Annotated in this window: 15 protein-coding genes and 1 pseudogene; 12 read left to right on the top strand and 4 right to left on the bottom strand. The window is 72.0% G+C overall.

Features of this window, described 5'->3' with window-relative positions; translation table 11 throughout:
• The first annotated feature begins 17 nt into the window (after positions 1-17).
• Entirely contained in the window at positions 18-797 is a 780-nt protein-coding gene (locus ElP_RS28700) for a metalloprotease (protein WP_145276090.1), read from the top strand.
• Complete coding sequence (locus ElP_RS38835) at positions 794-1129, top strand: hypothetical protein (RefSeq protein WP_197446454.1); 336 nt, start codon at positions 794-796, stop codon at positions 1127-1129. Before ElP_RS28700 ends, ElP_RS38835 begins: the two co-directional genes overlap by 4 nt.
• 220 nt (positions 1130-1349) lie before the next feature.
• Here ElP_RS38835 and ElP_RS28690 read toward each other — a convergent pair whose 3' ends face one another.
• Complete coding sequence (locus tag ElP_RS28690) at positions 1350-4532, bottom strand: serine/threonine-protein kinase (RefSeq protein ID WP_197446453.1); 3183 nt, start codon at positions 4530-4532, stop codon at positions 1350-1352.
• Positions 4533-4887: 355 nt separating this feature from the next.
• Positions 4888-5759 (bottom strand): annotated as a pseudogene (locus ElP_RS40085) (IS3 family transposase); the annotation flags it as partial.
• A 166-nt stretch (positions 5760-5925) separates the two neighbouring features.
• On the opposite strand from ElP_RS40085, the gene lon reads away from it, so the two are divergent.
• From lon to ElP_RS28655, 5 genes are read left to right on the top strand one after another with little or no spacing between them, the layout of a single operon-like run.
• Positions 5926-8442, top strand: a complete 2517-nt coding sequence (gene lon, locus ElP_RS28675) for an endopeptidase La (RefSeq protein ID WP_145276082.1) — start codon at positions 5926-5928, stop codon at positions 8440-8442.
• 48 nt (positions 8443-8490) lie between these two features.
• Positions 8491-9780, top strand: a complete 1290-nt coding sequence (locus ElP_RS28670) for a glycosyltransferase (protein WP_145276080.1) — start codon at positions 8491-8493, stop codon at positions 9778-9780.
• 6 nt (positions 9781-9786) lie between these two features.
• Entirely contained in the window at positions 9787-11040 is a 1254-nt protein-coding gene (locus tag ElP_RS28665; RefSeq protein WP_145276079.1) for a glycosyltransferase, read from the top strand.
• A gap of 59 nt (positions 11041-11099) precedes the next feature.
• Positions 11100-11561 (top strand): hypothetical protein, encoded by a 462-nt coding sequence (locus tag ElP_RS28660; RefSeq protein ID WP_145276077.1) that lies wholly within the window; start codon positions 11100-11102, stop codon positions 11559-11561.
• Between the two features lie 16 nt (positions 11562-11577).
• Entirely contained in the window at positions 11578-12870 is a 1293-nt protein-coding gene (locus tag ElP_RS28655) for a glycosyltransferase (protein WP_197446451.1), read from the top strand.
• On the opposite strand, the gene ElP_RS28650 is transcribed toward ElP_RS28655, so the two are convergent.
• Positions 12864-13199 (bottom strand): hypothetical protein, encoded by a 336-nt coding sequence (locus ElP_RS28650; RefSeq protein WP_145276073.1) that lies wholly within the window; start codon positions 13197-13199, stop codon positions 12864-12866. The genes ElP_RS28655 and ElP_RS28650 overlap by 7 nt on opposite strands.
• A 470-nt stretch (positions 13200-13669) precedes the next feature.
• On the opposite strand from ElP_RS28650, the gene ElP_RS28645 reads away from it, so the two are divergent.
• The 5 genes from ElP_RS28645 to ElP_RS28625 all read left to right on the top strand — a co-directional run bounded on the left by ElP_RS28645 (position 13670) and on the right by ElP_RS28625 (position 24152).
• Positions 13670-18826, top strand: a complete 5157-nt coding sequence (locus ElP_RS28645; RefSeq protein ID WP_197446450.1) for a DUF1549 domain-containing protein — start codon at positions 13670-13672, stop codon at positions 18824-18826.
• A gap of 113 nt (positions 18827-18939) precedes the next feature.
• Complete coding sequence (locus ElP_RS28640; RefSeq protein ID WP_145276069.1) at positions 18940-20424, top strand: DUF1501 domain-containing protein; 1485 nt, start codon at positions 18940-18942, stop codon at positions 20422-20424.
• Positions 20425-20663: 239 nt separating this feature from the next.
• The gene (locus tag ElP_RS28635) at positions 20664-22160 is read left to right on the top strand and encodes a hypothetical protein (RefSeq protein ID WP_145276067.1); all 1497 of its coding nucleotides are present in this window, start codon (positions 20664-20666) and stop codon (positions 22158-22160) included.
• A gap of 136 nt (positions 22161-22296) precedes the next feature.
• Positions 22297-23487, top strand: a complete 1191-nt coding sequence (gene truD, locus ElP_RS28630; protein WP_231749296.1) for a tRNA pseudouridine(13) synthase TruD — start codon at positions 22297-22299, stop codon at positions 23485-23487.
• Complete coding sequence (locus tag ElP_RS28625; RefSeq protein ID WP_145276063.1) at positions 23484-24152, top strand: RluA family pseudouridine synthase; 669 nt, start codon at positions 23484-23486, stop codon at positions 24150-24152. The genes truD and ElP_RS28625 overlap by 4 nt, the downstream gene beginning before the upstream one ends.
• Here ElP_RS28625 and ElP_RS28620 read toward each other — a convergent pair.
• Complete coding sequence (locus tag ElP_RS28620; RefSeq protein WP_145276061.1) at positions 24070-25911, bottom strand: hypothetical protein; 1842 nt, start codon at positions 25909-25911, stop codon at positions 24070-24072. The two genes, ElP_RS28625 and ElP_RS28620, sit on opposite strands and share 83 nt — an antisense overlap.
• Positions 25912-26048: the final 137 nt, after the last annotated feature.

Here is a 26048-nt window from a genome sequence, read left to right as displayed (position 1 = left end):
CGAGGAGTGCGCACGAGATGCTGGCCCAGCCGAATCCCACCCCCTACGACCTGCGGTTCCCGCTGCTCGGCGTGCCGATCCGGATCCACCCCGGCTTCTGGATCCTGGCCCTCTGGTTCGGCTTCGACCAGCGGGACCCGAAGTGGACGCTGGTGGTGACCCTGGTGCTGCTGCTGTCGATCCTCTGGCACGAGATGGGCCACGCGATGGCCTCGAAGTGGCAGCGGCTGCGGCCCAGCGTGGTGCTCTACTGGATGGGGGGGCTCTGCTACAGCGAGCGGGGCCGATTGCCCCTGGGGGGGAGGCTGGCGGTGATCCTGGGGGGCCCCGGGGCCGGGTTCGTCCTGGCCTTGCTGACGGCGGCCGTCGGCTACGCGGCGGCGGGGATGACGATCGCCGACGACCTGGCGCTCTTCGGCCTCGGGTCGGGGGACGCCGGGGCCGCCTGGGACAAGCTGGGCGGCGTCTACCTGATCGGCTTCTACTCGAACATGCTTTATATCAACGTCGGCTGGACGATCATCAACCTGCTGCCGGTCTGGAGCCTGGACGGCGGGCAGTTCCTCGGCGAATTGCTCACCCGGAGGGACCGATACCGGGGGATGCTGCGGACGCACCAGGTCGGCATGGTCACGGCGGGGGCGGTGGCGGCGCTGGCGGCGTACTCCGAGCGGTACTTCCCGGCGGTCCTGTTCGCCCTGTTCGCCTTCTCGAATTACCAGGGATATCAGGCCCTCCGGGCCGGATTCCGCGCCTCGTTCGACGACCCGAGCGACTGGTGGAAGCAGGGGAGATGATCGCCGGCCCCTCGCCGATCGTGGTCGGCTTCGTCGCCGCCTCGCTGGCGATCGGGGCGGCTTTGGTGCTGGTTGGCCGGCGGGGGATCGGCCGGGGGGACTTCGAGATCCGGCTCGGCCCGGGGGACCGGGTCGAGGTCCGGGGCCGGATCCCCCGGTCCAAGGTCCCGGGAATCCGGGGGTTCTTCCGGGACCAGCCGGGGGGCGTGCCCCGCGGGAGGGTCGTCGGCCGGTTCGGGCCGGGGGGGACGCCGACCCTCCGGTTCTCGGGGGGGATCGGCGCGGGGCTCCGGCAGCGGACCCGGAATTTCCTGATCGAGCACCTGCGATGAGCCCGTGCCCACCGCCGCGCCTGTACCGCCCCGGCTTGTTTGGATATTGGCCTGAGCGTAATCCCTCGGTTGCGATGACACCACTCCTCACCGTCAGGTGGCTGGCCGGTGCCGATTGCCGCCTGCCTCGATCCCTGACTCGTCCCCGAGCCCGTGAGAGACTCGATGTCGCGTCGCCGCGCAGGACCCCGGCCGTGAACCGGGGAGTGGGTGGCGTCGCTCAGCGGGCGAACGGGTCGGCCGGGAATTCCGGAACCTTGACCCGGGACTCGGCCCCGCGACGTGATCGCGCATCGGCCTTCGGAGGACTTGTGTCCCAGACCCGAACCGTCTGATCCCAGCTTCCCGAGGCGATGCGCCGGCCGTCGGGGCTGAACGCCACGCAGATCACGCCGGCCGTATGCCCACGGAGGGTGAAGACTTCCTCTCCGGTCGTCGTGTCCCACAGCTTGATCGTCTTATCCTCGCTCCCCGTGACCAGGCGCCGGCCGTCCGGACTGCAGGCCAGGCCAAGGACCATGTCGGTGTGTCCGCGAAGTTCGAGCACACCTCCCGTGGAAAGGTCCCGGATCCTCACGTCACCGATCTCAGATCCGAGCCAACGACCACCGACCGAGGCAAGGCGGCCGTCCGGGAGGAACATCACGCGATGCACCACTCCGATGTGCCCCCGAAACTCACGCGCCTTGCCGGCTGGAGCCGCGGTATCCCAGATTCGCACGATCCCGTCGCCGCAGGCCGAGGCGAGCCAACGGCCGTCGGGGCTGAACGCCACCCCGAAGACACCGCCTGTGTCCAACGGGATCTTGCGGACCTCCCCGCCGCTCCCCACCTCCCAGAGCCTCACTTCTCCAGGCTCCGACGGGCCGTAAAGATTGCCAAAGGCCGAGGCGAGCCACCGTCCGTCCGGGCTGTACGCCACATCGGTGGCCGCGACCGCCTGTCCCTTGGACGCCCATACGGGCCGACCGGTATCGAGTTCCCAGACCCGCACGGTCCCATCCTGGCAGGCCGTGGCGAGGTGCCGGCCGTCACAATGCAAAGCGACGGCTCTGACCTGGGGGCAGCCTTCGAAGGAGGGTTCGAGCGTCTGGCCCGTCGACGCGTCCCACAGCTTGAGCCGGTCTCGGGCTGAAAAATAACCCGCCCCCGAAACGATCCATTGGCTTTTGGGGTGGAATACCAGGCCGAAGACGTAACCGTCGTGCTCCGTAAAGGTGAGCGGTGCTCTCCGCGCCGCGAGCCAGAGCTTGACCGCATGATCTTGCCCGCCCGAGACGGCGAGTCGGCCGTCGGGGCTGAAGGCTACGCAAGTCGCACGATTCTCGTGTCCGTGGAAGTCGGCAAGCGGGCGGCCGGAGACGACCTCCCACAACTTGAGGCTCCTGTCCGCGCTGGCCGAGAGGAGCCACTCGCCCTCGGGGCTGAACGCCAGGTCGTGGATCGAACCCTCGTGCCCGTAAAAGGACCGGATCAAGGAGCCCGTGGCGCGATCCCAGAGCCTGAGGGTGCGGTCGGTGCCGCCCGAGGCTAGGTATCGGCCGTCGGGGCTGAACGCCGCCGTATTGACCTCCCCACCATGACCGGAGATTGCACGGACCTGCCTGGGGGTGGTCGTGAGGTCCCACAGCTCCACGAGTTCGCCGCCGGCCAGGGCAATCTCCTCTCGATCGACGGGGTTGAACGCCACGCTGGAGACCGCCATTCGCTGCCCGGGGAGCCTGCCGATGAGCAACTTGCCGGTGGCCGAATCCCAGAGGCTGACATGGCCGACGCCCTGGGGCGTGGTAGGCCCGTACCCCGCGATGATCCGCAAGCCGTCCGGGCTATATGCCAGGCTGAGGAGGAGATCGCGGTTGCCGGGGTCGGTCATGCGAGACCGCACCACGCCCGTCTCCGCATCCCAGACGACCAGGTCCGAGGCGTTGCCGCCGGCGATCCAGCGGCCGTCGGGGCTGAAGGCCACGGCTCGGAAGCCGCCGGGGACGTCTCGGTGGGCGAAGATCTCTCGGCCAGTCTCCACGTCGCGGACGATCAGGTCCCCTTTCTTGGCAGTCTCCCGTTGCAGGAACGGCCCCGACACGGAGGCGACCCGCGTGCCGTCGGGGCTGAACGCCACGCCTTTGAGTATCTCCCCGGATTGGAGAAATGTGCCCAGATCGAGGTGACACTGGCGCCAGGCGTAATCCCACTCCCAGCCCCGGAGGTCCTTGGGGCAGCCGTCGAGCAACTCCAGCGCTCGGGCGACGTTGTTGGCGAGGCACTCGCTGAGGGCGAGGTTGACACGGCCGATGTAGTTTTGCCGCCGCAGATCTTCCGCGTTGGCCTGCGCCAGACGCTCGCCTGCGCGCGCCCGGACCGCGTAAAAAGAGGCGATCGCCGTCCCGGCCAGCAGCACGCCGACCAACGCCGCCCAGAGCGAGGCCACCGCCGGGTTCCGCCGACACCACCTCCAGGCCCGCTCGACCGGTCCGGTGCGTCGGGCCAGGATCGGCTCGTTCGCCAGGAACCGACGCAGGTCCTCGGCCAGCGCGGCGGCCGAGCCGTACCGCTTCGCCGGTTCCTTCTGCAGGCACCTCAGCGCCATCGTCTCGGCGTCGAGCGGCACCCCCGGCACCAGCCGAGAGGGCGCCACCGGCTCGGCCGACTTGACCTGCTCGAGCGTCTCCAGGACCGTGCTCCCCCGGAACGGGGGGCGGCCGGTCAGCAACTCATAGAGGATCGCCCCCAGCGCATAGACATCGGCGAGCGGGCCCGCCTGCTTGGCCTTCCCCTCGGCCTGCTCCGGCGCCATGTAGCTGGGCGATCCCAGGATCGACTCGGTGGCCGTCAGGCCCGACACGACGCCCAGGCACTTGGCCAGGCCGAAGTCGGCGACCTTGGGCGTGCCGGCGGCGGCGATCAGGATGTTCGAGGGCTTCAGGTCGCGGTGGACGACCCCCAGCCGGTGCGCCTCGGCGACGCCGCGGGCCAGCGCCTCGACCAGCGTCGTCGCCCGTCGCGCCGGCCAGGGGGTGCCGTCGAGCCGCCGGTCCAGGCTGCCGCCAGGAAGGTACTCCAACTCGAGGAACGGCAGGCCGTCGGCCTCGCCGATGTGGTGGATCTGGACGATGTTGGAGTGCTGGAGCTTGGCGACGGCCTCCGCCTCGCCCAGGAAGCGGACCGCGGTGGCGGGGTCGGCGTGGGCGCCGGCCAGGATCACCTTCAGGGCACAGGGGCGGTTCAAGCGGACCTGCCGCGCCCGATAGACGACGCCCATGGCGCCGCGGCCGAGTTCGCCTTCGATCTCGTAGCCGGCGATCAGTGGCGCGGGGCGTCGACTCGAGGGGGAGTCGGTTGGGTCGGCGGGGGTCGCGTCCCCGACCCCGGTCGCGCCGGCGGAGGTTTCGTGCGCGAGGGTCACACCCCCGGTAGCCTGACCCGGATCGATCCGACCGACGTGGGAGGCCCCGGGCGTGTCGGGGGGCCCACTCGTCCCGAGGTCCACCGTCGCCTCGGGCTCGGCCCCCCCGGCCCCGATCGCCTCTCGGTCTCGAGGTTGCGAATCTCCCATGAGGGCCCCCTGCCCACGCGGCGGGAACAGATCGAAACGCCGTGAGGACGGCCGACCCGATCAACCCACTCTACGGCCCCTCGTGTTGGTCTCCAAAGGATTGCTCCTGCGACTTGCGTCCGATCGGGCCTGCGATGGCGTCCGGTAGCCGTGGCGTTCGACGAGCCATTGCTCGTTGTACCGCCGCCGCAACTCACGCAGGGCCGCGCGCACCCTGGCGGACCGGCTCCAGCGCCTCGAAGCGGGTGCCCGACTTCGAGGCGTGGGTACCGACACACTCCGCCGTGCAATGGTCGACAGCGACGAAGACGCAGACCTGACCCCCCCCGGTCGTCACCGTGGTGGTCATGTCGGTGCCCCAAAGCTCATCGGGCCGATCGGTGGTGATCGTGCCATCGTGAGCCCTCGGGCCGTGGGGATGGCCGACCCGCTGTGGGGCCTGGAGTCCGTGCTCGCGCATCAGTCGCAGGACGCGCTCTTTGGAGGTCCGAATGCCCTGGTGACGGAGCCTGGCCCAGACCTTGCGGCATCCCTCACCGTGGAACGGCGACTCGGTGAGGGTGCGCCGGATGTGGCCGACGAGTTCCGCGTCCGAGCAGGGGCCGAGCGGGCCTCGCCTCTTCGGTTCCGGCCGGTGCTCGACGGGCATGCACCGCTGATGTCGCTGGAAGTAGGGCGTCGAGCGGGGTAGGTCCCAGTCGCGGCAGACGCGGGCCAGCCCCTAGCGTCGTCCGGTAGAGGGGGAGACGGCCTGGCCTACGGCCTCCGCCTCCTCGGGACGAAAGGGGGGGCGGCCCGGCACCGCTGGAGCAGCAACTCGTTGTCCATCGTCAACTCGCCGACCTTGGAGCGCAGCCGGGTGATCTCCTCGTCGCGATCGTCGGTCGGTCGGATCTTCAGCGCGGCCTGGCCGCCGGCCAGGAAATCGTCCCGCCATTGGGAGCGCGTGGCGGCGGTGACGCCGAGTTCACGAGAGAGGAGTTCCAGGTATTCGCTGCGGAGGAGGCGGAGGACGGCTGCGGTCTTGCGATGGGAGGAGAAGCGGCCACGCTCGCCGGGGTCCGGAGTGTCGGACATGGTTGTTGGCTGCTGGGTCTGGACGCGACGACGTCCCAACGGGATGTCCCACGGAACCCAGGAGCGGAGGACGCCCTTCCAATCGGCCGGGGATTGGCCGAGAATCGGACGCTTTGAGCCCGGGCCGAGGCTCCGGGCGTCGATGGGGACGGGTTGCGACGAGACGATGAGCAAACGCAAGTCGAAGACGACCGCCGGGCCGAAGCCGGATCCCGCCGCCGCCGACGAGTCGACCGCCGAGGGCCGGGCCCTGGCCGTGCCGGACCTGGAGGAGCAGGGGCCGGTCCTGCCAGACCGGCTGCCGGTGCTCCCCCTGCGCGCCGACGTCGTCTTCCCGCAGACGGTCGTCCCGCTGGTGGTCAACCGGTCGGCCGGGATGAAGCTGATCGACGAGGTCTACGCCTCCGGCGGCGACCGCCTGATCGGCCTGGCGACGCAGAAGTCGCCGGAGGCCGAGGAGCCCGGGCCCGAGGACCTGTACCCGACGATCTGCGTCGGCTCGATCCTGAAGATGCTGAAGTTCCCCGACGGGTCGACCCGGATCGTCTGCCAGGGGCTCGTCCGCGCCCGCCTGACGGCGCTGGAACGCGCCGACCCGTACCTCGTCGGCCGGATCGCGCCGATGGACGAGCAGGCCGAGCGGGGGGAGGAGCTCGACGCCCTGGTCCACCTGATCAACGGCCTGTTCAACCGGCTGAGCGACAACGTGCCGGAGGAGTTGCAGGTCGCGGCGATGAACACCCGGGACCCCGCCCGGCTGGCCGACCTGCTCGGCTCCAGCCTGCCGTTCTCGATCGAGGAGAAGCAGGCGCTGCTGGCCGAGCTGGACGTGAAGGCCCGGCTGATGACGCTCGGCCAGTTCCTGACCCGCCACCTGAACGTCATGGAGCTGTCGACCAAGATCCAGAACCAGGTCGGCTCGGAGATCACCCGGGCCCAGCGCGAGCACTTCCTCCGCCAGCAGCTCAAGGCGATCCAGGAGGAACTCGGCGAGATGGAGCCGGAGGCCGCCGAGGCCCGGGAGCTGGAGCGGAAGATCCGCCGCGCCAAGCTGCCGCCCGAGGCCCGGGGCGAGGCCCGACGGGAGATCGACCGCCTCTCCGGCATGCACCCCAGCTCGGCCGAGTACTCGATCGTCCGCACCTACGTCGACTGGCTGGCCAGCCTCCCCTGGGCGAAGGCGAGCAAGGACCACCTCGACCTGAAGCAGGCCCGCGTCGTGCTCGACGAGGACCACTTCGACCTGGAGAAGATCAAGGAGCGGATCCTCGAATACCTCGCCGTCCGCAAGCTGAAGAAGGACATGAAGGGGCCGATCCTCTGCTTCGCCGGCCCCCCCGGCACCGGCAAGACCAGCCTCGGCCGGTCGATCGCCCGGGCGATGGGGCGGGAGTTCGTCCGGATCAGCCTGGGGGGCATCCACGACGAGGCCGAGATCCGGGGCCACCGCCGCACCTACGTCGCCGCCATGCCGGGCCGGATCATCCAGGGCCTCCGCAAGGCCGGGACGAATAACCCCGTGTTCATGCTCGACGAGGTCGACAAGCTCGGCGCCGACTTCCGGGGCGACCCCTCCGCCGCCCTGCTCGAGGTCCTCGACCCGGAGCAGAACGCCACCTTCCGCGACAACTACCTGGACATCGACTTCGACCTCTCCAAGATCATGTTCATCGCCACGGCGAACATGCTGGAGTCGATCCCCCAGCCGCTGCTGGACCGGATGGAGGTCCTGGAGCTGCCCGGCTACGCCGAGGAGGAGAAGGTGCTGATCGCCCAGCGCTTCCTCATCCCCAAGCAGCTGGAGGGCCACGGGCTGACGGGGAAGCACCTGTCGATCGGCGACGACGCCGTCCGCCGGGTCATCGCCGACTACACCCGGGAGGCCGGCCTGAGGAACCTGGAGCGCGAGCTGGCCGCCATCTGCCGGAAGGTCGCCCGCAGGAGGGCCGAGGGGCAGAAGGCCGGCACCGCGGTCGGCGCCGACGACGTGCCCAGCTACCTCGGGCCGCCGAAGCACTTCCGGGAGGTCGCCGCCCGGACCGGCGTGCCCGGGGTGGCCACCGGCCTGGCCTGGACGCCGACCGGCGGCGAGATCCTCTTCATCGAGGCCACCGGGATGCCCGGCAAGGGCGGCCTGACCCTGACCGGCCTGCTCGGCGAGTCGATGAAGGAGAGCGCCCAGGCGGCGATGAGCTACCTGAAGACCCACACCAAGCAGCTCGGCATCGACCAGGCCCGGTTCGCCCGGACGGACGTCCACATCCACGTCCCCGCCGGCGCCGTCCCCAAGGACGGCCCCTCGGCCGGCGTGGCGATCGCCGCCGCCCTCATCAGCCTCTTCCGGGACGAGCCGATCCACCGGGACCTGGCCATGACCGGCGAGCTGACCCTCACCGGCCGGGTCCTGCCCGTCGGCGGGGTGAAGGAGAAGGTGCTCGGCGCCCGGAGGGCCGGGATCACGTCGGTACTCCTCCCCCGGTACAACGAGAAGGACCTGGTCGACCTGCCCGAGGAAGTCAAGGCCGACCTGACCTTCCGGGGCGTCGAGTCGCTCGACGACGTCGTCTCGGCCCTCTTCGCGAAGCCCTCGAAACGACCGGCGAAGCCGAAGTCCGGCGCGACCCGTCCCGGGAAGCCGCCGGGGAGCAAGGGGGCGGGGGTGCCCCGGAGGGCGTCGCAGTAACCGGGGGATCGGCCCTGCCCGGGGGCCCGATCGGGGAGGGGTTCGAGCATGGCCCAGGACCCGCTCTGCCTGCTCTGCGTCGAGCCCCGGTTCCCGGGACGCCTCGGGGCGGTGGCCGACTGGCTCGTCCGCACGCGGGGCTATCGCTGCTGGTTCTTCTGCCACGGCGTCGAACCCCAGGACCGCTGGCCGGGGTCGACCGGCCGGGGGCTGGAGGTCGTCCGGTTCGACGTGGGGGGGGTGGCCCGGGAGCGTTCCGTCTCCTGGACCCGGTCCCTCGAACGCGGCCTCTGCTACGCCTACGGCGCCTGGGAGGTGATCGAGGCCCGCCGGCCGAGGCCGGTCGACGTGGTCCTCGGCCGGTCGAGCGGCCTGGGCTCCACCCTGTTCGTCCCCGCCTTCGCCCCCAGGGCGCCGGTCGTCAACCTGTTCGACTACTACTACCACCCCCGACGCCTCGACCTGGCCGACGAGCTGGTCGATCGCCTGCCGCCCGACTACGTGAACTGGCGGGTCGCCGCCAACGCGATGGACCTGCTCGACCTGGAGAACGGCGTCGTCCCCTGGACCTCGACCGAGTGGCAGCGCTCGCTGTACCCGTCCGAGTACCGGGGCGACTTCGTCGTGCAGCACGAGGGGGTCGACCTCCGGCGGTTCCGGGGGGAGTCGAGGAGATGGGGTGCCCGGGGCCGGTCGATCGCCGGCCGACCGGTCCCCGAGGGGGCGAAGGTGGTCAGCTTCGTGGCGACGACCCCGGACCGCCTCCGGGGCTTCGACCGGTTCGTCTCGCTGGCCAACCGGCTGCTCCGGGAGCGCCCGGACGTGATCTGCGTGGTCGTCGGCGGCGGGACGGTCACCCGGGCGCTGGACGTGGAACACTTCGGCGCCGACTTCGCCGCGATCACCATGGGCCGGGAGCCGGTCGTCGACCCCGAGCGGTTCTGGATGCTCGGCGAGGCCGCCCCCGACATCGTGGCCGGGTTGCTCTCGGCCAGCGACCTGCACGTCGACCCGAGCCGACCGTATGTCCTCTCCCGGGCGACGGTCGAGGCGATGGCCTCGGGGGCGGTCGTGCTCGCCTGGGACTCCGAACCGATCCGGGAGGTCATCGACGACGGCCGCACCGGCCTGCTCGTGCCGCCGGGTGATCCCGAGGCCGCCGCCCGGATCGCCCTGGGAGTGCTGGCGGATCCCGGCGCGCACCGGCCGATCGGCGAGGCCGCCCGGGAACTGGCCCGGGGACGGTTCGACCGGGACGCCTGCCTCCCCCGGCTGGCCGAGCTGCTGGACGACCTGGCGAAGCGGTCGTATGCCCCGCCGAAGAGGGGAGGGGGCTGATCGGCCATGGACGTCCTGTTCATCCACCAGGCCTTCCCGGCCCAGTTCGGCCGGCTGGCCCTGGAGCTGTCCCGGCGGTACGGCTGGCGCTGCCGGTTCCTGGTCGAGACCTATTCGAGCTGCCCGACGCCGTCGGGGGAGATGCTCGAGGCGCTGGAGATCCACCGGGTCCGGGACCCTCGGGAGACGCCGAAGGGGGGGGTTCCCTGGCCCCGGGTCTTCGGCCGGTGGCTGGAGCAGTGCCTGGCGTACCGATCGGCCTATGAGGGGACGATCGGGGACGACCGGCCCGACCTGATCGTGGCGCACGGGGGGCAGGGGGCGCCGATCGCCTTGCTCCGGGAGCTGGCCGACGCGCCGATCGTCAACTACTGCGAATATTATTTCCCGAACCGGTTCGCCGACCTGACCTACCGGGTGGACCTGCCCCCGGCGGAGCTGGCCCCGTTCTACCCGAGGTGCATCAACGCCCCAACCCTGCTGGCGCTGCAGGCCAGCGACGCCGGATACGCGCCGACCCGGTTCCAGCACGACTCGTTCCCCGAGCGGTATCGCCCCGAGATCGAGGTCCACTTCGACGGCGTCGACACCGAGCTGTACCGGCCCCGGGAGGTCCCGTCGATCGCCCTGCCCGACGGCCGGACCCTCGGCCCGGGGCGGCCGGTGGTGACGTATGTCTCCCGGGGTCTGGAGTCGATGCGGGGGTTCGACCTGTTCGTCGAGGTGGCGGGGAGGATCGCCCGGGGGCGGCCGGACGCGGTCTTCGTGGTCGCCGGGGCGGGGACGACCTACTACGGCTGGGACGACCACGCCACCGGGGGGGCCGACTTCCGGTCCTGGTCGATGGCGAAGCACGGGGCCGACGCCTCCCGGTTCGCCTTCCTCGGGCACGTGGAGCCAGGGGTGCTCGCCGCGGTGCTGGCCCGGAGTGACCTGCACCTGTTCCCCTCGGTCCCGTTCGTGCCGTCGTGGTCGCTCTTCAACGCGATGGCCAGCGGCTGCGTGGTGCTCGGGGCCGACGTCGAGCCGGTCCGGGAGGTGATCGAGGAGGGGAGGACCGGGCTGCTCGCCCCGCTCTTCGACGCGGAACGCTGGGCCGACCGGGCGCTGGAGGTGCTCGACCGCCCCGGCGACTTCGAGGGCATCGGCCGGGCGGCCGCCGCGCGGATCCGGGGCCGCTACGGCCTCGACTCCTGCGTGCCGGACCTGCGAGACTACTTCGAGCGGGTGGCTTCCCGGGGGCGGGTCGACGGCCGGTAGGGCCTCCCGGGGGAGGTCCATCGGGTCGGATCGGAAGGGATCGGGCGGTGCACATGGGGATGGACGAGAACCTCGCGATCGGCCCGAGCAGCGCCGCGCTCGCCCTGGTGGTGATCGGCATCGCCTTCCTGCTGACCTGGCGGCAGCGGGTCGAGTCGCGGCGGCACCGGTCGGTCGAGGACGAGGCCGACCGCCGCTACTTCGCCCGGCAGGACCGCCGACGCTACCGGGGGGTGATCTGCCTGGCCGTGCTGGGCCTGGGGATTGGCGTCGGCGGGAACATCGACATCCGGGCCGGCCGGTCGGAGCGGATCGCCTTCGTGGTCACCTGGGGGGCGGTCTTCCTGCTGCTGCTCCAGGTCCTGCTGCTCGCGTTCGTCGACCTGTGGTCGACCCGGCGCTATGCCGACCGCCAGCGGAGGCGGCTGGCGGAGGAGCGTCGGATCACCCTGGAACGCGAGGTGGCCGAGCTGCTGGAGCGGAGGAGGCGCGAGGGCCGGTCGCGGGCCGACGAGGACTGAAGGGGCCGGTCGACCGATGCACGTCCTCTTCCTCCACCGCGCCTTCCCCTCGCAGTTCGGCCACCTGGCGGCCGAGCTGTCGGGACGGTACGGCTGGCGGTGCTCGTTCCTGGCCGAGGAGATGGGGACCTGCCCCCCGCCTTCCGGGGAGATGCTCGGGAAGGTCGACCTGCATCGGCTGCCCCCGGCGGCCGGGCCCGTCGGGGGGGTGACGCACTGGATGAGGGCGCAGGAAGTGGCCTTCGACCTCTGCCGGAGGCAGGCGGCGTACCTCCGGGGCCGTCCCGACCTGAGGCCGGACCTCGTCGTCGGCCATTGCGGCCTGGGGCCGGTCCTCTTCCTGGACGGGGTGGTCGACTGCCCGCTCGTCTCGTACTGCGAGTACTACCACGCCCCCGCGTTCGGGGACCTGACCTACCGGGTGGACCTGCCCCCGGTCGAGCTGGCCTCGACGTACCCGAGGTGCATCAACGCGACGACCCTGCTCGGCCTGGTCGCGAGCGACTCCGGCTATTCGGCCACCGAGGCCCAGCGGCGATCGTTCCCCGAGCGGTTCCGGCCCAGGCTGGAGGTCCACTTCGACGGCATCGACACCGCGCTCTATCGACCCAGGCCGAGGGAGGCGATGCAACTGCTCGGCCGGTCGATCCCCCGCGACGCGGAGGTGATCACCTTCGTCTCCCGGGGCCTGGAGTCGATCCGGGGGTTCGACCTGTTCCTGGAGCTGGCCCGGGTGCTGATGCGAGAGCGGCCGGATCTGATCGCCGTGGTCGCCGGGTCGGAGTGGAGCTATTACGCCTGGGACCGGCTGCACACCGGCTCGCCGAGCTTCAAGGACTGGGCGACGTCGAGGGCGCCGGTCGACCCGTCCCGGTTCGTCTTCCTCGGCCAGTTGGAGCCGGAGGTTATTGCCCGGATCCTGGCCCGGAGCGACCTGCACGTCTACCCGACGGTGCCGTTCGTGCCGTCGTGGTCGCTCTTCGACGCGATGAGCTGCGGGGCCGTGGTGCTCGGCTCGGACGTGGGGGCGGTGGCCGACCTCGTCGAGCCGGGCCGGACCGGCCTGCTCGCGCCGCTGTTCGACCTCGATGCGCAGCTCGACCTGGCCCGGCGGGTCCTCGACGACCCGGCCGCGTTCGCCCCGATCGGCCGGGCGGCCCGGGACCGGATCGAGGCGGGGTACTCGATGGACGTCTGCATCCCCCGGCTCCGCGATTACTTCGGGCGGATCGCCGGGGAGGCGGAGGGGCTCGGCCGCCGACCCGACCCGGCGAGCCGATCGCCGGGCGGTCCCGGGCCGGATCAGTAGGCCGAGGCCACCATCGCCAGCACCAGGGCCATCAGGTTCAGGGCCGCCGCCACGACCACCGGGGCCGGCGTCCTGAGGTGCTGCACATGGCTGACGGACCAGCCCGCCAGGGCCATCCCCAGCCCCGCGAGCGGAGGCCCGAAGGTGGGGTACCACACCTCGATCGTCGCCGCAACCTCTCCTCCGGCCTGGGAATAGAGCTGCTGAGACTGGAGGATCACCAGGTCGAAGCCCCAGAGCAGGCAGAGGATCATGCCCAGCATGGCCGACGTCTGGCCCAGGATCCACGAGACATAACTGACGGAATTCAAACTCGTTGCGTTTTTCATCACTTCCTCCTGCCCCGGTGCCCCGCCCCCGGAGGGGGTAGGATCGCATCCCTGCTCCTGGCCGGGGCGGGGACCTCGGCACCCTCCTGGCGCCCGCTCGGGAATCACCGTCCCCGTCCGTATCTTCGCACGAGGCGGCCGAATGTGCGGCAAAATCGCGGAGCGTTCACCGAGATTGTCCGTTTCGGGACGTTCAACACTTCCGACACGATCGAGACGCCCCGGGGCGCGGGCTCGGGCATCAACGGCGGGAGAATTGTGTTGGTTCGGTGCCGATCGAGGCTGTATAACGAAAGATGAACCTTCGCCCGGGTCGGGGCGGAATGCCTTCCTCGCGCCCATCTCCGCATCGGCCTTGCCCGCCGGGGGAACCCGGCCGGGCAGGGGAGATCCCCGACTCCCGGGCCCCGCCCGACTCGAACCGCTTCGAGCCTCGACCGCCGCATCGGGACCCGCAGGAGACCGCCGACATGAGACGCTGGAACGGGCCCCTGACCACCTCCTCGGCCCTGCTGGCCCTCGCCTTCGGGGCCCTGCTGCTCCCGAACCCGACCCTGGCCGACGACGAGCCGAAGGGCGACGCCGTCTCCCCCGGGTCGAAGGTCAGCTACGTCGAGCAGGTGCGCCCGATCCTCCAGGCCCGATGCCAGGGCTGCCACCAGCCGGCCAAGGCCGGGGGCAAGCTCGTCCTGACCGCGTTCGAGGGGCTGCTCGAAGCCGGGGAGTCCGGGATCCCGGCGGTCGTGCCCGGCAATCCGGAGGAGAGCTACCTGATCGACGAGATCACCCCCGTCGACGGCGAGGCCCTCATGCCCCAGGACGGGGCCCCCTTGCACGAGACCGAGATCGAATTGATCGCCCGATGGATCGCCGAGGGGGCGGTCGACGACTCCCCCGAGGACGTCCGGGTCGCGTACAGCAAGGACAACCCCCCGGTCTACGCCCGCCCCCCGGTGATTACCTCGATCGACGTCTCCCCCGACGGCGAGACGATCGCCGTCTCGGGCTTCAACGAGGTCCTGCTGCTCTCCGCCGACGGCAAGGAACGCCTCGGGCGGCTGGTCGGCCTGTCCGAGCGGGTCGAGTCGGTCGCCTTCTCCCCCGACGGTTCGAAGCTGGCCGTCTCGGGCGGCAACCCGGGGCGGATGGGAGAGGTGCAGATCTGGGAGGTCGAGTCGGGCCGGCTCCTGCGGTCGGTGCCGGTGACGTATGACACCGTCTACGGCGCGAGCTGGTCCCCCGACGGCACCAGGGTCGCATTCGGCGGCGCCGACAACACGGTCCGGGCCATCGACGCCGAGACCGGCGAGGAGGTGCTCTACCTGCTCGCCCACGAGGACTGGGCGCTGGACACCGTCTCCTCCAAGGACGGCTCGCACCTGATCTCGGTCGGCCGGGACATGGCGGTGAAGCTCTTCGAGGTGGAGACGAGGAGGTTCGTCGACAACATCACCTCGATCACCCCCGGCGCCCTGAAGGGCGGGGTGAACGCGGTCGCCCGGCACCCGGACCGGGACGAGATCGTCGTCGGCGGGTCCGACGGCGTGCCGAAGCTCTACCGGGTCGAGCGGCTGACCAAGCGGGTGATCGGCGACGACGGCAACCTGATCCGCAAATTCCCCGCGCTCAAGGGCCGGATCTTCGCCGTCGCCGTCAGCCCCGACGGCTCGAAGGTCGCCGCCGCCAGCAGCCTCGACGGCCAGGGCGAGGTCGCCGTCTTCAACTACGACTTCGACACCGGCCTGCCCGACGAGATCAAGGCGATCAACGAGAAGGTGGTGACCACCCGATCGGCCGAGGAGGTGGCGAAGCTGGAGGCCTACCACACCGAGGGCGTCCGGGAGCTGGCCCGCCTCTCGACCCCCGAGACGGGCCTGTTCGCCCTCGCCTTCCGGCCCGACGGGGCGCTGCTCGTCGCCGGGGGAGATGGCCTGGTCCGGGTGATCGACCCGGATTCCGGCTCCATCACCGACACCTTCTCCCCCGCACCGCTGGACGAGGGCTCGGCCGAGCTGGCCGAGGCCGGGAGGCCCGTCGAGCCGAGGCCGGTGGCGGCCGACGCCTCGACCGAGGTCGCCGAGGCCGATCGCCTCCCCGAGGGGGCCGAGCTGGTCGAAGTGACCGTCTCACCCGCCGAGATCCGGCTCTCCAACCTGTATGACTACGTCCAGGTCGTCGTCTCCGGCACGCTCGGCAGCGGAGAGGTGGTGGACCTGACCCGGACGGCGGAGCTGTCCGTCTCGGGGCCGATCGCCGCCGTCTCCCGATCCGGCTTCGTCACCCCGCAGGCCGACGGGCGGGCGACCCTCGAGGTCCTCGTCGGCGGCACGTCGTCGAGCGTCCCGCTGGTCGTCGAGGGGATGGCGACGGCCTTCGAGGTCGACTTCGTCCGGGACGTGAACCCGGTCCTCTCCCGGCTCGGCTGCAACTCCGGCACCTGCCACGGCGCCCAGGCGGGGAAGAACGGCTTCAAGCTGTCGCTCCGGGGGTACGACCCGATCTTCGACATCCGGTCGCTGACCGATGACCACGCCTCACGACGCGTCAACCTCGCCTCGCCGGACGACAGCCTGATGCTGCTCAAGCCGAGCGGCCTGGTGCCGCACGAGGGCGGCGTGCCGATGTCCCCCGGCGGGCCCTACTACCGGATCATCCGGGACTGGATCGCCTCCGGGGCGAGGCTGGAGCAGGGCGCCCCCCGGGTGGCCTCGATCGAGGTCCGGCCCTCCAAGCCGGTCGTCCAGCGGATCGGCGCCCGGCAGCAGATGCGGGTGGTCGCCTCCTACGACGACGGCACCGTCCGGGACGTGACCCAGGACGCCTTCATCGAGAGCGGCAACACCGAGGTCGCCGAGGCCGGCGAGCGGGGCCTGGTCGCCGCCGTCCGCCGCGGCGAGGCCCCCATCCTCGCCCGGTTCGAGGGGGCGTACGCCGCCACCACGCTGACCGTCATGGGGGACCGGGGCGACTTCGCATGGTCGGAGCCGGAGAAGTACAACGAGGTCGACGAGCTGGTCGCCCGCAAGTGGGAGCGGATGAAGATCCTCCCCTCGGGACTCTGCACCGACGCCGAGTTCCTCCGCCGGGCCTACCTCGACCTGACCGGCCTGCCCCCCTCGGCCGACGAGGTCACCGCCTTCCTCGACGACCCGGCCCCGGCCCGGGCCAAACGCGAGGCGCTGGTCGACAGGTTGATCGGCTCCGAGGCCTTCGTCGAGTACTGGACGAACAAGTGGGCGGACCTCCTCCAGGTGAACGCCAAGTTCCTCGGCACCGAGGGGGCGACCGCCTTCCGGGGCTGGATCCGGGTGCAGGTGGCCGCAAACACCCCGTATGACGAGTTCGTCCGCCAAGTGATCACCGCCAGCGGCTCGAACCGGGAGAACCCGGCGGCGTCGTATTACAAGATCCTCCGCACCCCGGCGGAGACGATGGAGAACACGACCCACCTGTTCCTGGGCGTCCGGTTCAACTGCAACAAGTGCCACGACCACCCCTTCGAGCGCTGGACCCAGGACCAGTACTACGAGACGGCCGCCTACTTCGCCCGGGTCGACCTGAAGCCCGACCCTGAGAGTGGCGACCAGCGGATCGGCGGCACCGCCGTCGAGGGGGCCAAGCCCCTCTATGAGGTCGTCGCCGACGCGGGGCAGGGGGAGGTGACCCACGAACGCACCGGCGCCGTCGTCGAGCCGGAGTTCCCGTACGAGACCGAGTTCCGGGCCCCCGAGGACGCGACCCGTCGCGTCGAGCTCGCCTCCTGGATCACCTCGCCCGACAACCGCTACTTCGCCCGGAGCTACGCCAACCGGATCTGGGGCTACCTCATGGGCGTCGGCCTCATCGAGCCGCTCGACGACATCCGGGCCGGCAACCCGCCCACCAACCCGGAGCTGCTCGATTACCTGACCGACGAGTTCGTCTCCAGCGGCTTCGACGTCCGCCACCTGATGCGGCTGGTCGCCACGTCCCGGACCTACCAGCTCTCGGTCGAGTCCAACGCGTGGAACGCCGACGACGCGATCAACTACTCCCACGCCCAGCCCAAGCGGCTGCCGGCCGAGGTGCTCTTCGACGCGATCTACCGGGTCACCGGCTCGACGCCGAACATCCCCGGCGTCCCCGAGGGGACCCGGGCCGCCGCCCTGCCGGACTCCGGCATCGACCTGCCCAGCGGCTTCCTCACCACCTTCGGCCGACCGGTCCGGGAGAGCGCCTGCGAGTGCGAGCGCTCCGACGACCTGCAGCTCGGGCCGATCATGGCCCTGGTGAGCGGGCCGACCGTGGCCGACGCCATCGGCGACCCGAACAACGCGGTCGCCTCGCTCTCGAAGGAGGTCGAGGGGAACGCCTCGCTCATCAACCGCCTCTTCCTCCGGGTCCTGAACCGCCCGGCGAAGGTCGAGGAGATCGACGCCTGCCTCGGGGTCTTCGACGAGATCGGCGCCGACCACCGGGACCTCCTCGCCGCCCTGGCGACCCGGGAGGCCGAGGTCGCCGCCCTGAGGCCGCAGCGGGAGGCGGAACGCGAACGGGCGATCACCGACGCGACGCAGACGCTCGCCTCCTACGAGGCCGAGATCGCCCCGAGGCTCGCCGAGCAGGAGCGGCAGCGCCAGGAGGCGATCGCCGCCGCCGAGGCCGACCTGGCGTCCTACGAATCCTCGGAACTCCCCGAGAAGATCAGGGCCTGGGCCGCCGAGCAGGCCAAGGCCCTCGTCCCCTGGCGGCCGATCGAGGCCCGCCGCCTGACCGCCTCCAACGGCTCGACCCTCGAGCAGCGGGAGGACGCGTCGATCGTCGCCACCGGCGAGGAGAACGGCCAGGGGACCTACACGGTCGTCGCCGAGACCGAGGCGACCGGCGTCCGGGCCTTCCGGCTGGAAGTCCTCGGCGACCCCGACCTGCCGAGCAACGGCCCCGGCCGGGCGAAGGACGGCAACTTCGTCCTCAACGAGATCGAGGTCCACGCCTCCCCGCTCACCGACCCGACCCAGGTCCGGAAGCTGGCCCTGAAGGACCCGATGGCCGACTTCAGCCAGGCGAACTTCTCGATCGCCGCGGCGATCGACGGCAACGACAAGGACCCGGCCCAGGGATGGGCCGTCTCCCCCGCCTCGGGGGTCCCCCACTGGGCGACCTTCCAGCTCGCCGAACCCCTGGACTTCCCCGGCGGCGCCCTGCTGACGGTCAAGCTCGTCCAGGACTTCCAGAGCAAGGAGCACTCGATCGGCCGCTTCCGGCTCTCGCTCTCGACCCAGGAGCAGCCGGTCGGCCTCGGCCTGACCGAGGAGTTCGCCGCGCTCGTCTCCGCCGGGGAATCGAGCTGGACCGACGAGCGGCGCGCCGCGGTCCTCTCCTACTTCAGGGCCACCGACGAGCCGTTCCGGCAGAAGGCCGCCGCCCTCGCCGAGGCGAAGAAGCCCCTGCCCGAGGACTCGAAGCTCGTCCAGCTCCGCCAGCGCCTGGCCGAGGCCGAGCTGCCGATCCCCGAGGACCCGACCCTCGTCCGGCTCCGGGCCGACCTGGCCATGAGCACCAACCAGCTGGAGGCCCGTCGGCTGACCGCCGCCCAGGACATCGCCTGGGCCCTCATCAACAGCCCGGCCTTCCTGTTCAACCATTGATCCGACCCGGCCCGGATCGTTTCGATCCGGATCGGGCCGAACCGCCTCACTTCGTCCGACCGACCGACCGACCGCCTGATCCCCGAACTCGCCCGTCGAAAGGGAGGATCGCGATGCTCTTCGTCCCCGGCCCCAGCGGCAAGGACCTGTGCGACGGCCACCTCGGGAGCACCCGGCGCGATATCCTCCGGGTGGGCGCCTCCGGCCTGTTCGGCATGTCGCTCGGCTCGATGCTCCAGATGCAGGCCGCCTCGGCGGCGGACACCGACACCAACGCCGCCCGCCGGGGCGCCCCCGGCTGGGGCAAGGCCAAGAGCATCGTGCTCGTCTACCTCCAGGGCGGGCCCAGCCACCTCGACCTCTGGGACCCCAAGCCCGACGCGCCGGAGAAGGTCCGCTCCGCCTTCAAGCCGATCGCGACCCGGACCCCGGGGATCGACGTCTGCGAGACGCTGCCGAAGCTCGCCGACATCACCGACAAGTTCACCTTCATCCGGTCGATGAGCTACACGCCCAACGGCCTGTTCAACCACACGGCCGCCATCTACCAGATGATGACCGGCTACACGACCGACAAGGTCAGCCCGTCCGGCCAGCTGGAGCCCCCCAGCCCGAAGGACTTCCCCAACTTCGGCTCGAACATCATCCGCTTGCAGCCGCCGACCGTGCCGATGCTGCCGTTCGTGATGCTGCCCCGGCCGCTCCAGGAGTCCAACGTCGTCGGCAAGGGGGGGACGGCCGGGTTCCTCGGCAAGGCGTACGACCCGTACACCCTCTACCCCGAGGGTGACGACATGGACATGGAGAAGATGAGCCGGATCAAGGTCGACGACCTCCAGCTCCGGCCCGAGGTCTTCGCGCTGCGACTCCGGCGCCGGGCCCGCCTCCGCGACGCCCTCAACGAGGCCATGCCGGTCCTGGACGAGTCGGTCTCCTCCTACAACCTGAACGAGTACTACGACCGGGCCCTGAGCCTGGTCGTCTCCGGCCGGGCCCGGGAGGCGTTCGACCTGGCCGGGGAGACGCCCGCCCTCCGCGACCGCTACGGCCGCAACACCTTCGGCCAGGGCTGCCTGCTGGCCCGGAGGCTGGTCGAGGCGGGGACCCGGGTGGTCGAGGTCGTCTGGCCGAAGGTCGCCAATAGCGACAACCACTCCTGGGACCACCACGTCGACCTCACCAACCGGATGCGGGACCAGTCCGGCCCGATGCTCGACCAGGGCCTCTCGGCCCTAATCGCCGACATGGACGAGCGCGGCCTGCTGGAAGACACGCTGGTCGTCGCCGTCGGCGAGTTCGGCCGGAGCCCGCAGAAGGGGGTCAGCACCTCCGGCAACGGCAACAGCGCCGACGGCCGGGACCACTGGCCGTACTGCTACACCGCCGTCGCCGCCGGGGCCGGCCTCCGCCGGGGCCACGTCCACGGCAAGTCGGACAAGACCGCCTCCAGCCCGGTCGAGGATCCGGTCCACCCCGGGGAGCTGCTGGCCACGATCTACCACGCCTTCGGGATCGCCCCGGACACGATCGTCTACAACCACCTCAACCAGCCGAGGGAGCTGGTCAAGGCCGAGGCCATCACCTCGCTCTTCGGCTGAGCCGGCCCGGCCGGGGTATCCGCCGGCCGCCCGATCGACTCGCCCTCGCCCCCCGGGGGACGGGCGGTGGTCGAGTCGGGCGGCCCGACGGGCACGATCCCCTCGACGCCCACCCCCTCGCCGATTCTCGTTGACCCGCCTGCCGGGCCCTCGGACAATCATCCGATGTCCGTCGAGGGCCGTCGGATGCCCTCCGCGCCGGCGTCAGGTGTGTCGTCTTCTGGCGATGAGGAGCGGGCATGATGAAGCGATCCGGGGGCCTGGCCCGATTCGTGATGAGCCACGTGATGGCGCTGGCGATCTTCGGCGCCGTCGGCTTCGTCCTGTTCCGGTTCTCCCCGCTCGGGGACCCGGTCCCGATGCCCGAGGCCGTCGTCGAGCCGGCGGCGTCAACCGGGGCGTCCGGCCCGGCCCGGCCCACGGCCCTCACCGGGCGAGTGGGGCCCGAGGCCCCGGAGCCCTCCCCGTCCCGGTCGGCCCCCGAGCCCCAGGGGGTCGCGGACGTGGGCCCCTCCCCGGACGGGCCGATGCTCGTCGCGCTGCTCGACGCGACCTCGGGCGACGACGCGGCCGACTCTGGGGAGGACGGGGCCGCCCGGGAGGGACGCCCGCCCGAGGACGACGAGGAGACCGAGGCGGAAATCGGTCCGCTCGACCCGAGGGCCGAGGCCCTGGCGGACTACGATCGGAAGCGGGCCGAGGCCGGCGACGGCCGGGACGACCGGGCCGGGCTTGCCTCGTGGTGCGACGCCAACGGCCTCTGGACCCGGGCGGAGTCGCACTGGCGGGAGGTCCTGGACCGCTCCCCGATCGACCGGGTCGCCCGGGGTCGGCTCGGGTATCGCCTGGTCGGGGGCGAATGGGCGGTCGACCCGGCCCAGGCCGAGGGGGCCGCCCAACGGAAGGCCGACCTGTTCTGGGGCAAGGCCCTCGGCCGGCTCCACTCGCGGATGCACCGGGGCGGGTCGACGCCCGGGGCCGTTCGGGATCGGGCCGAGGTCGAGAGCCGGATCGAGGCGGTCGGCGACCCGAGGTCCGCCCCGGCCCTCTGGGAGGTCTTCGCCGGGCACGCCGCGCACCACGCCATGATCGTCCGGGTGGTCGGCCGGTTCGAGTCGGCCAGGGCCTCGCAGATCCTGGCCGCATTGGCCGTCTACAGCGCCGACGAGAAGGCGAGGGCCGCCGCCCTGGACGGGCTCCGGGGCCGGGACCCGAAGGACTTCGCCGCGCCGCTCGTCTCGCTGATGGGCATGCCGCTGGACTACGAGGTCCGGGAGGTCCCCGGCCCGGGCCGTCGCCCGGCGAGGATGCTGTTCGTCCAGGGCGAGCGGGCCGACTACGCCTACGTCTTTTTCCGTCACGAGGCGCCGGACGCCTTCTCGGGCCCCATCACCGCGTCGATCCGGGTCCTCCCCGAACGCCAGGCGGCCCGGCGGTACAACGAGCAGCAGGCCGCGATCGCCCGGGCGGCCTTCGACCGGCAGGTCGAGCAGGCGACGCAGGCGGTCGAGGGGCTGAACCGGCAGATCCGGCTGCGGAACGAGCAGGTGGCCCTGGTCCTGAACTCGGCCTGCGGCGCGGGGATCGGGCCGGACGTCGGGGACGCCCGACGCTGGGCGGCCAGCCTCCTGGGCGAGCCCTTTTCGCCGTCGGCCGTCGGCCCGAAGCCGACGATCTCGCAGGTCGTGCCGCCCCTGTACGCGCCGAGCTTCCTCCCGGTCCCGGTCCCGACCTGAAGGAGTTGAGCCCCCGACGCCCGGTCCGGGCGTCCCCCCCTCGGACGCGACGACGCCCCATCCCCCTCGGCCTCCCGGTAGAATGGGAGGGGGGGATCCGTCCCCGATCGTCCATCGCCCGATCGAGGGAGTCGCCGTGAAGATCAAATGCCGGCCCGAGGATTTCCGGGTCGAGGAACTGCCGAACATCGAGCCCGGCGACCGCGGCCGGTTCGTCCTCTACCGCCTCACCAAGCGCAGCATCGGCACCCCGGAGGCGATCGAGGCCGTCCGACGCCGGTGGGACCTGCCCCCCGACGCCGTCCGCCACGGCGGGCTGAAGGACCGCCACGCGACGACGGTCCAGTACCTGACGATCTTCAAGGGCCCCGAGCGGTCGCTCCACCAGTCGAACCTGGATCTGGAGCCGGTCGGCCGGGTCGACCAGCCCTATGCGCCGGGCTGCTTCCGGGGGAATCGGTTCACGATCGTCCTGCGGGAGCTGTCCGACGCCGAGGCCGCCGTCGCGCTGAAGGCCGCCTCGGAGATCCCCCGGGACGGCATCCCGAATTACTTCGACGACCAGCGGTTCGGCTCCGTCGGCCCGAGCGGCGACCTGATCGGCCGGGCCTGGATCGCCGGGGACCACGAGCGGGCCCTCTGGCTCGCCCTGGCCGAGCCGAACGACTCCGACCTCCCCGACGACGAGCGCCAGAAGGCCATCCTCCGCGACCTCTGGGGCCGCTGGACCGAGGCCAAGGCCGCGCTGGACCGGTCCCACGCCCGGAGCATCGTCACCTACCTCGACGACGGTCACCCGGACGACTTCCGGGGCGCCTTCGCCCGCCTCCGCCGGGACCTCCGCTCGATCTACTTCTCCGCCTACCAGAGCCACCTCTGGAATCTCGTCCTCGGCCGGTTCATCGAGGACCTGACCCGGCCCGGGCAGCGGATCCCCTACGCCTTCCGGACCGCCACGCTGCCGGTCCCCGTCGGCCTCGACCCCGAGCAGGCCGACCGCCTGGCGTCGACCCGGCTGCCGCTGCCCGCCTCCCGGACCCCCCTCGGGGACGACGACATCTCGGCGATGGCCCGGTCGGTCGTCCTGGAGCAGGGGATCGCCTGGGAGGACCTCCGGGTCCGGCACCTCAAGGACGTCTTCCTCTCCAAGGGAGATCGTGCGGCGATGTTCCGGCCCTCGGGATGGTCGCAGTCGGGACTGGTCGATGACGAGCTGTACCCCGGTCGCAAGGCGTTGGAACTGGGCTTCGACCTGCCTCGGGGGGCCTACGCCACGCTGATCGTCAAGCGGCTGACGGACGCCTCCGGGGCCGGGACGGCGTCATGAACCCGGTCGTCCTGTTCGAGGACAACCACTGCCTCGCCCTGGACAAGCCGGCCGGGATGCCGACGCAGGGGGACGACTCGGGAGACCCCTCGCTCGTCGACTGGGCGCGGGAGGACCTCCGCGTCCGGCACCGCAAGCCGGGCAACGTGTTCGTCGGGCTGGTGCACCGGCTGGACCGGCCGGTGTCGGGGGTGGTGCTGCTCGGCAGGACGAGCAAGGGGGCGGGCCGCCTCTCGGCGCAGTTCCGGGAGGGGACCGTCGAGAAGCGCTACTGGGCGATCGTCGAGGGCGCGCCGGAGCAGGACGAGGGGACGTGGAGCGATCTCCTCGTCAAGGACGAGCGGCACAACGTCGTGACGGTGGGGGCGGGCGGGAAGCAGGCCGAGCTGTCGTTCCGGGTGCTCGATCGGTGGCGGGGGAGGTCACTGGTGGAGGTCAGGCCGGCCAGCGGCCGGAGCCATCAAATCCGGGTGCAGTTGTCGAGTCGGGGCATGCCGATCCTGGGGGACCTGAAGTACGGCTCGAAGGTCAGGGTGGCGGCGATCGACGGCGGGCACCGGGTCGCGCTGCACGCCCGGTCGCTCAAGTTCCGGCATCCGACCCGCCCGGGAGCGATTGAGGTCGTCGCGCCGGTGCCGCCAGACTGGCCCGGATCCGGCCCCTGAGGCCGCCGGGGATGCCGAGGCCGCTCCAGTAGGCCAGGGGCACGGCGAGGATCGTCAGGAAGAGCGCGGCGTAGGGGCCCCAGGCCTTCGGGTCGGCCGGGGCGGGACGGGCGAAGGGATCGTCGAAGACCTCGGCCACGGAGACCTCCGCGGGGGCGGGCTCGGGCTCGGGCTCGGTGGGCGTGCCGGGGGTGGGGGGCGCCTCGGGGGCCGAGGCGACGGCCGAGGGCTCGACCTCGGCGAGGGGCGGCTCGGGGGCGGGGGCGGGACCGGCCTGGGGCTCGGGCTCGACCGGAGTCGTGTGAGAGGTCTCGGCGACGACGGCCCCGGTCTCTGCGACGGGCCCGGGAGCCCCGATCGGGGCCGAGGAAACGGCCTGATCGGGAGGCGCGGCGGCGTTCCGGCCGTCGAGGAAGCCCTGGGCGGCGAGGAACAGGGGGGCGGGGATGGGGGCGATCCGCTCGGCGTCCCGGCGGGCCCGGGAGGGGTCGTACCGGTCCTCGGCGACGAGGTGGACGTACCAGAGCGCGGCGGCGGTCGAGCCGTCGAGGTCGCAGAAGAAGAGGGGGCGGGCGGGCTCCTGGGCGAGCTCCTCGTTGAAGCGCCGGACGAGGCCGGCGTCGATCACGCCGGGGGTGGTCGGCAGCAGGAGGTGGCGGAGCCCGGCCCGGCTGCTGGCGGCGAAGTCCTCCTGGCGGACCTGGCCGATGGGCCTCAGGTCGAGGACGGTCCGGTAGCCGAGGCCCGCCAGCTCGGCCCACCCGGCGTCCGCCGAGGGGAACGACCCGCCGGCCAGCAGGGGTTCGACGCTGTGGAACGAGCCGATCCCCGAGGCCGCCCCGGAATCCGGCTGCGGCTCGGGGATCGTGGTGGCGGCCGTCGGCGGCGCGAACGCCCCCGCCTCGGGCGGCGGAGGGGCGGGCCCCTCCCCCGGGGCCGGCGCCGACTGGGCGACCGGCTCGGGGGCGGGGGCGTGATCGGCCGATGCCGCCGGGCTCGCCTCGGGGGCGGGCACGGCGGGGGGGGGGGGGACCGCGGCCTCGATCGGCCCGATCGGGCTCGGGGCCGGATCCGAGGCCGGGTCCAGGCCCTCGGCCCTCGGCAGGCGGTCGATCACCGAGACGCTCTGGGCCAGGGCCGGCCGGGGCCCGGCCCCGCCCGGCCCGGAGGCCGGGGAGGGCGAGGGGCGGTACGGGGCCTCGTCGCTGCTGCGGCGGGCCATGCGATCGGCGTAGGGGTCGCCGGTCGACGACTCGACGCCGGGGGCGCCCTGCGGGGCCCGGCCGATGGGCCGGGCGCCGTAGGGGTTGGCCGAGGTCTTGACCGAGTCCTGCGGGGCCCGCCCCGAGGGCTCGGGCAGGGGCTCCAGTTCCAGGGCGTCGTCGGGGGGCGAGACCTGGGGTAGGGGGGTCAGGCCCGGGTCGGCGGGGACGATCGGCGAGCCGACCGGCACGCCGGGGTCGGAGATGATGGGGGCGCCGGGCAGGACCTCGACGCCGGGGGCCTGGTCGACGATGATCGGCGGCTCATCGTAGATCACCTGGCCCCGGTTGCGGTTGAACAGGCCGTTGCCGTTGCCGACCCCGATCCGACTGAGCGGGCCACAGCCGTGGCAGTTGCGGAACGGGTTGATCGACTGCAGGGACTGGCAGCCCCCCAGGCCGATCGTCAGCGCGGCCAGCGCGCTCAGGGCGAGGCGGGTGCGAGGCGTCGCCCGGCGGGCGGGCGGGCCCGTCGTTGCGCATCGCTCGGGGTTCATCGGGGGATCCTCCAGGGGGTACGCGATCCGTCGGGGAGCGGGGCGGTCCCGCGGCCGGGCGCCCGTCGGGGGCGTCGGGAGGGGGGCCGAGGCAATCCCGGCGGCGGGCCGGGCGGGCCGGGGGCCCGAGTCGAGGT

It is taken from the genome of Tautonia plasticadhaerens (genome assembly GCF_007752535.1).
Classification (GTDB): Bacteria; Planctomycetota; Planctomycetia; order Isosphaerales; family Isosphaeraceae; genus Tautonia; species Tautonia plasticadhaerens.
This window is presented reverse-complemented; position numbering and strand designations above follow the sequence as displayed.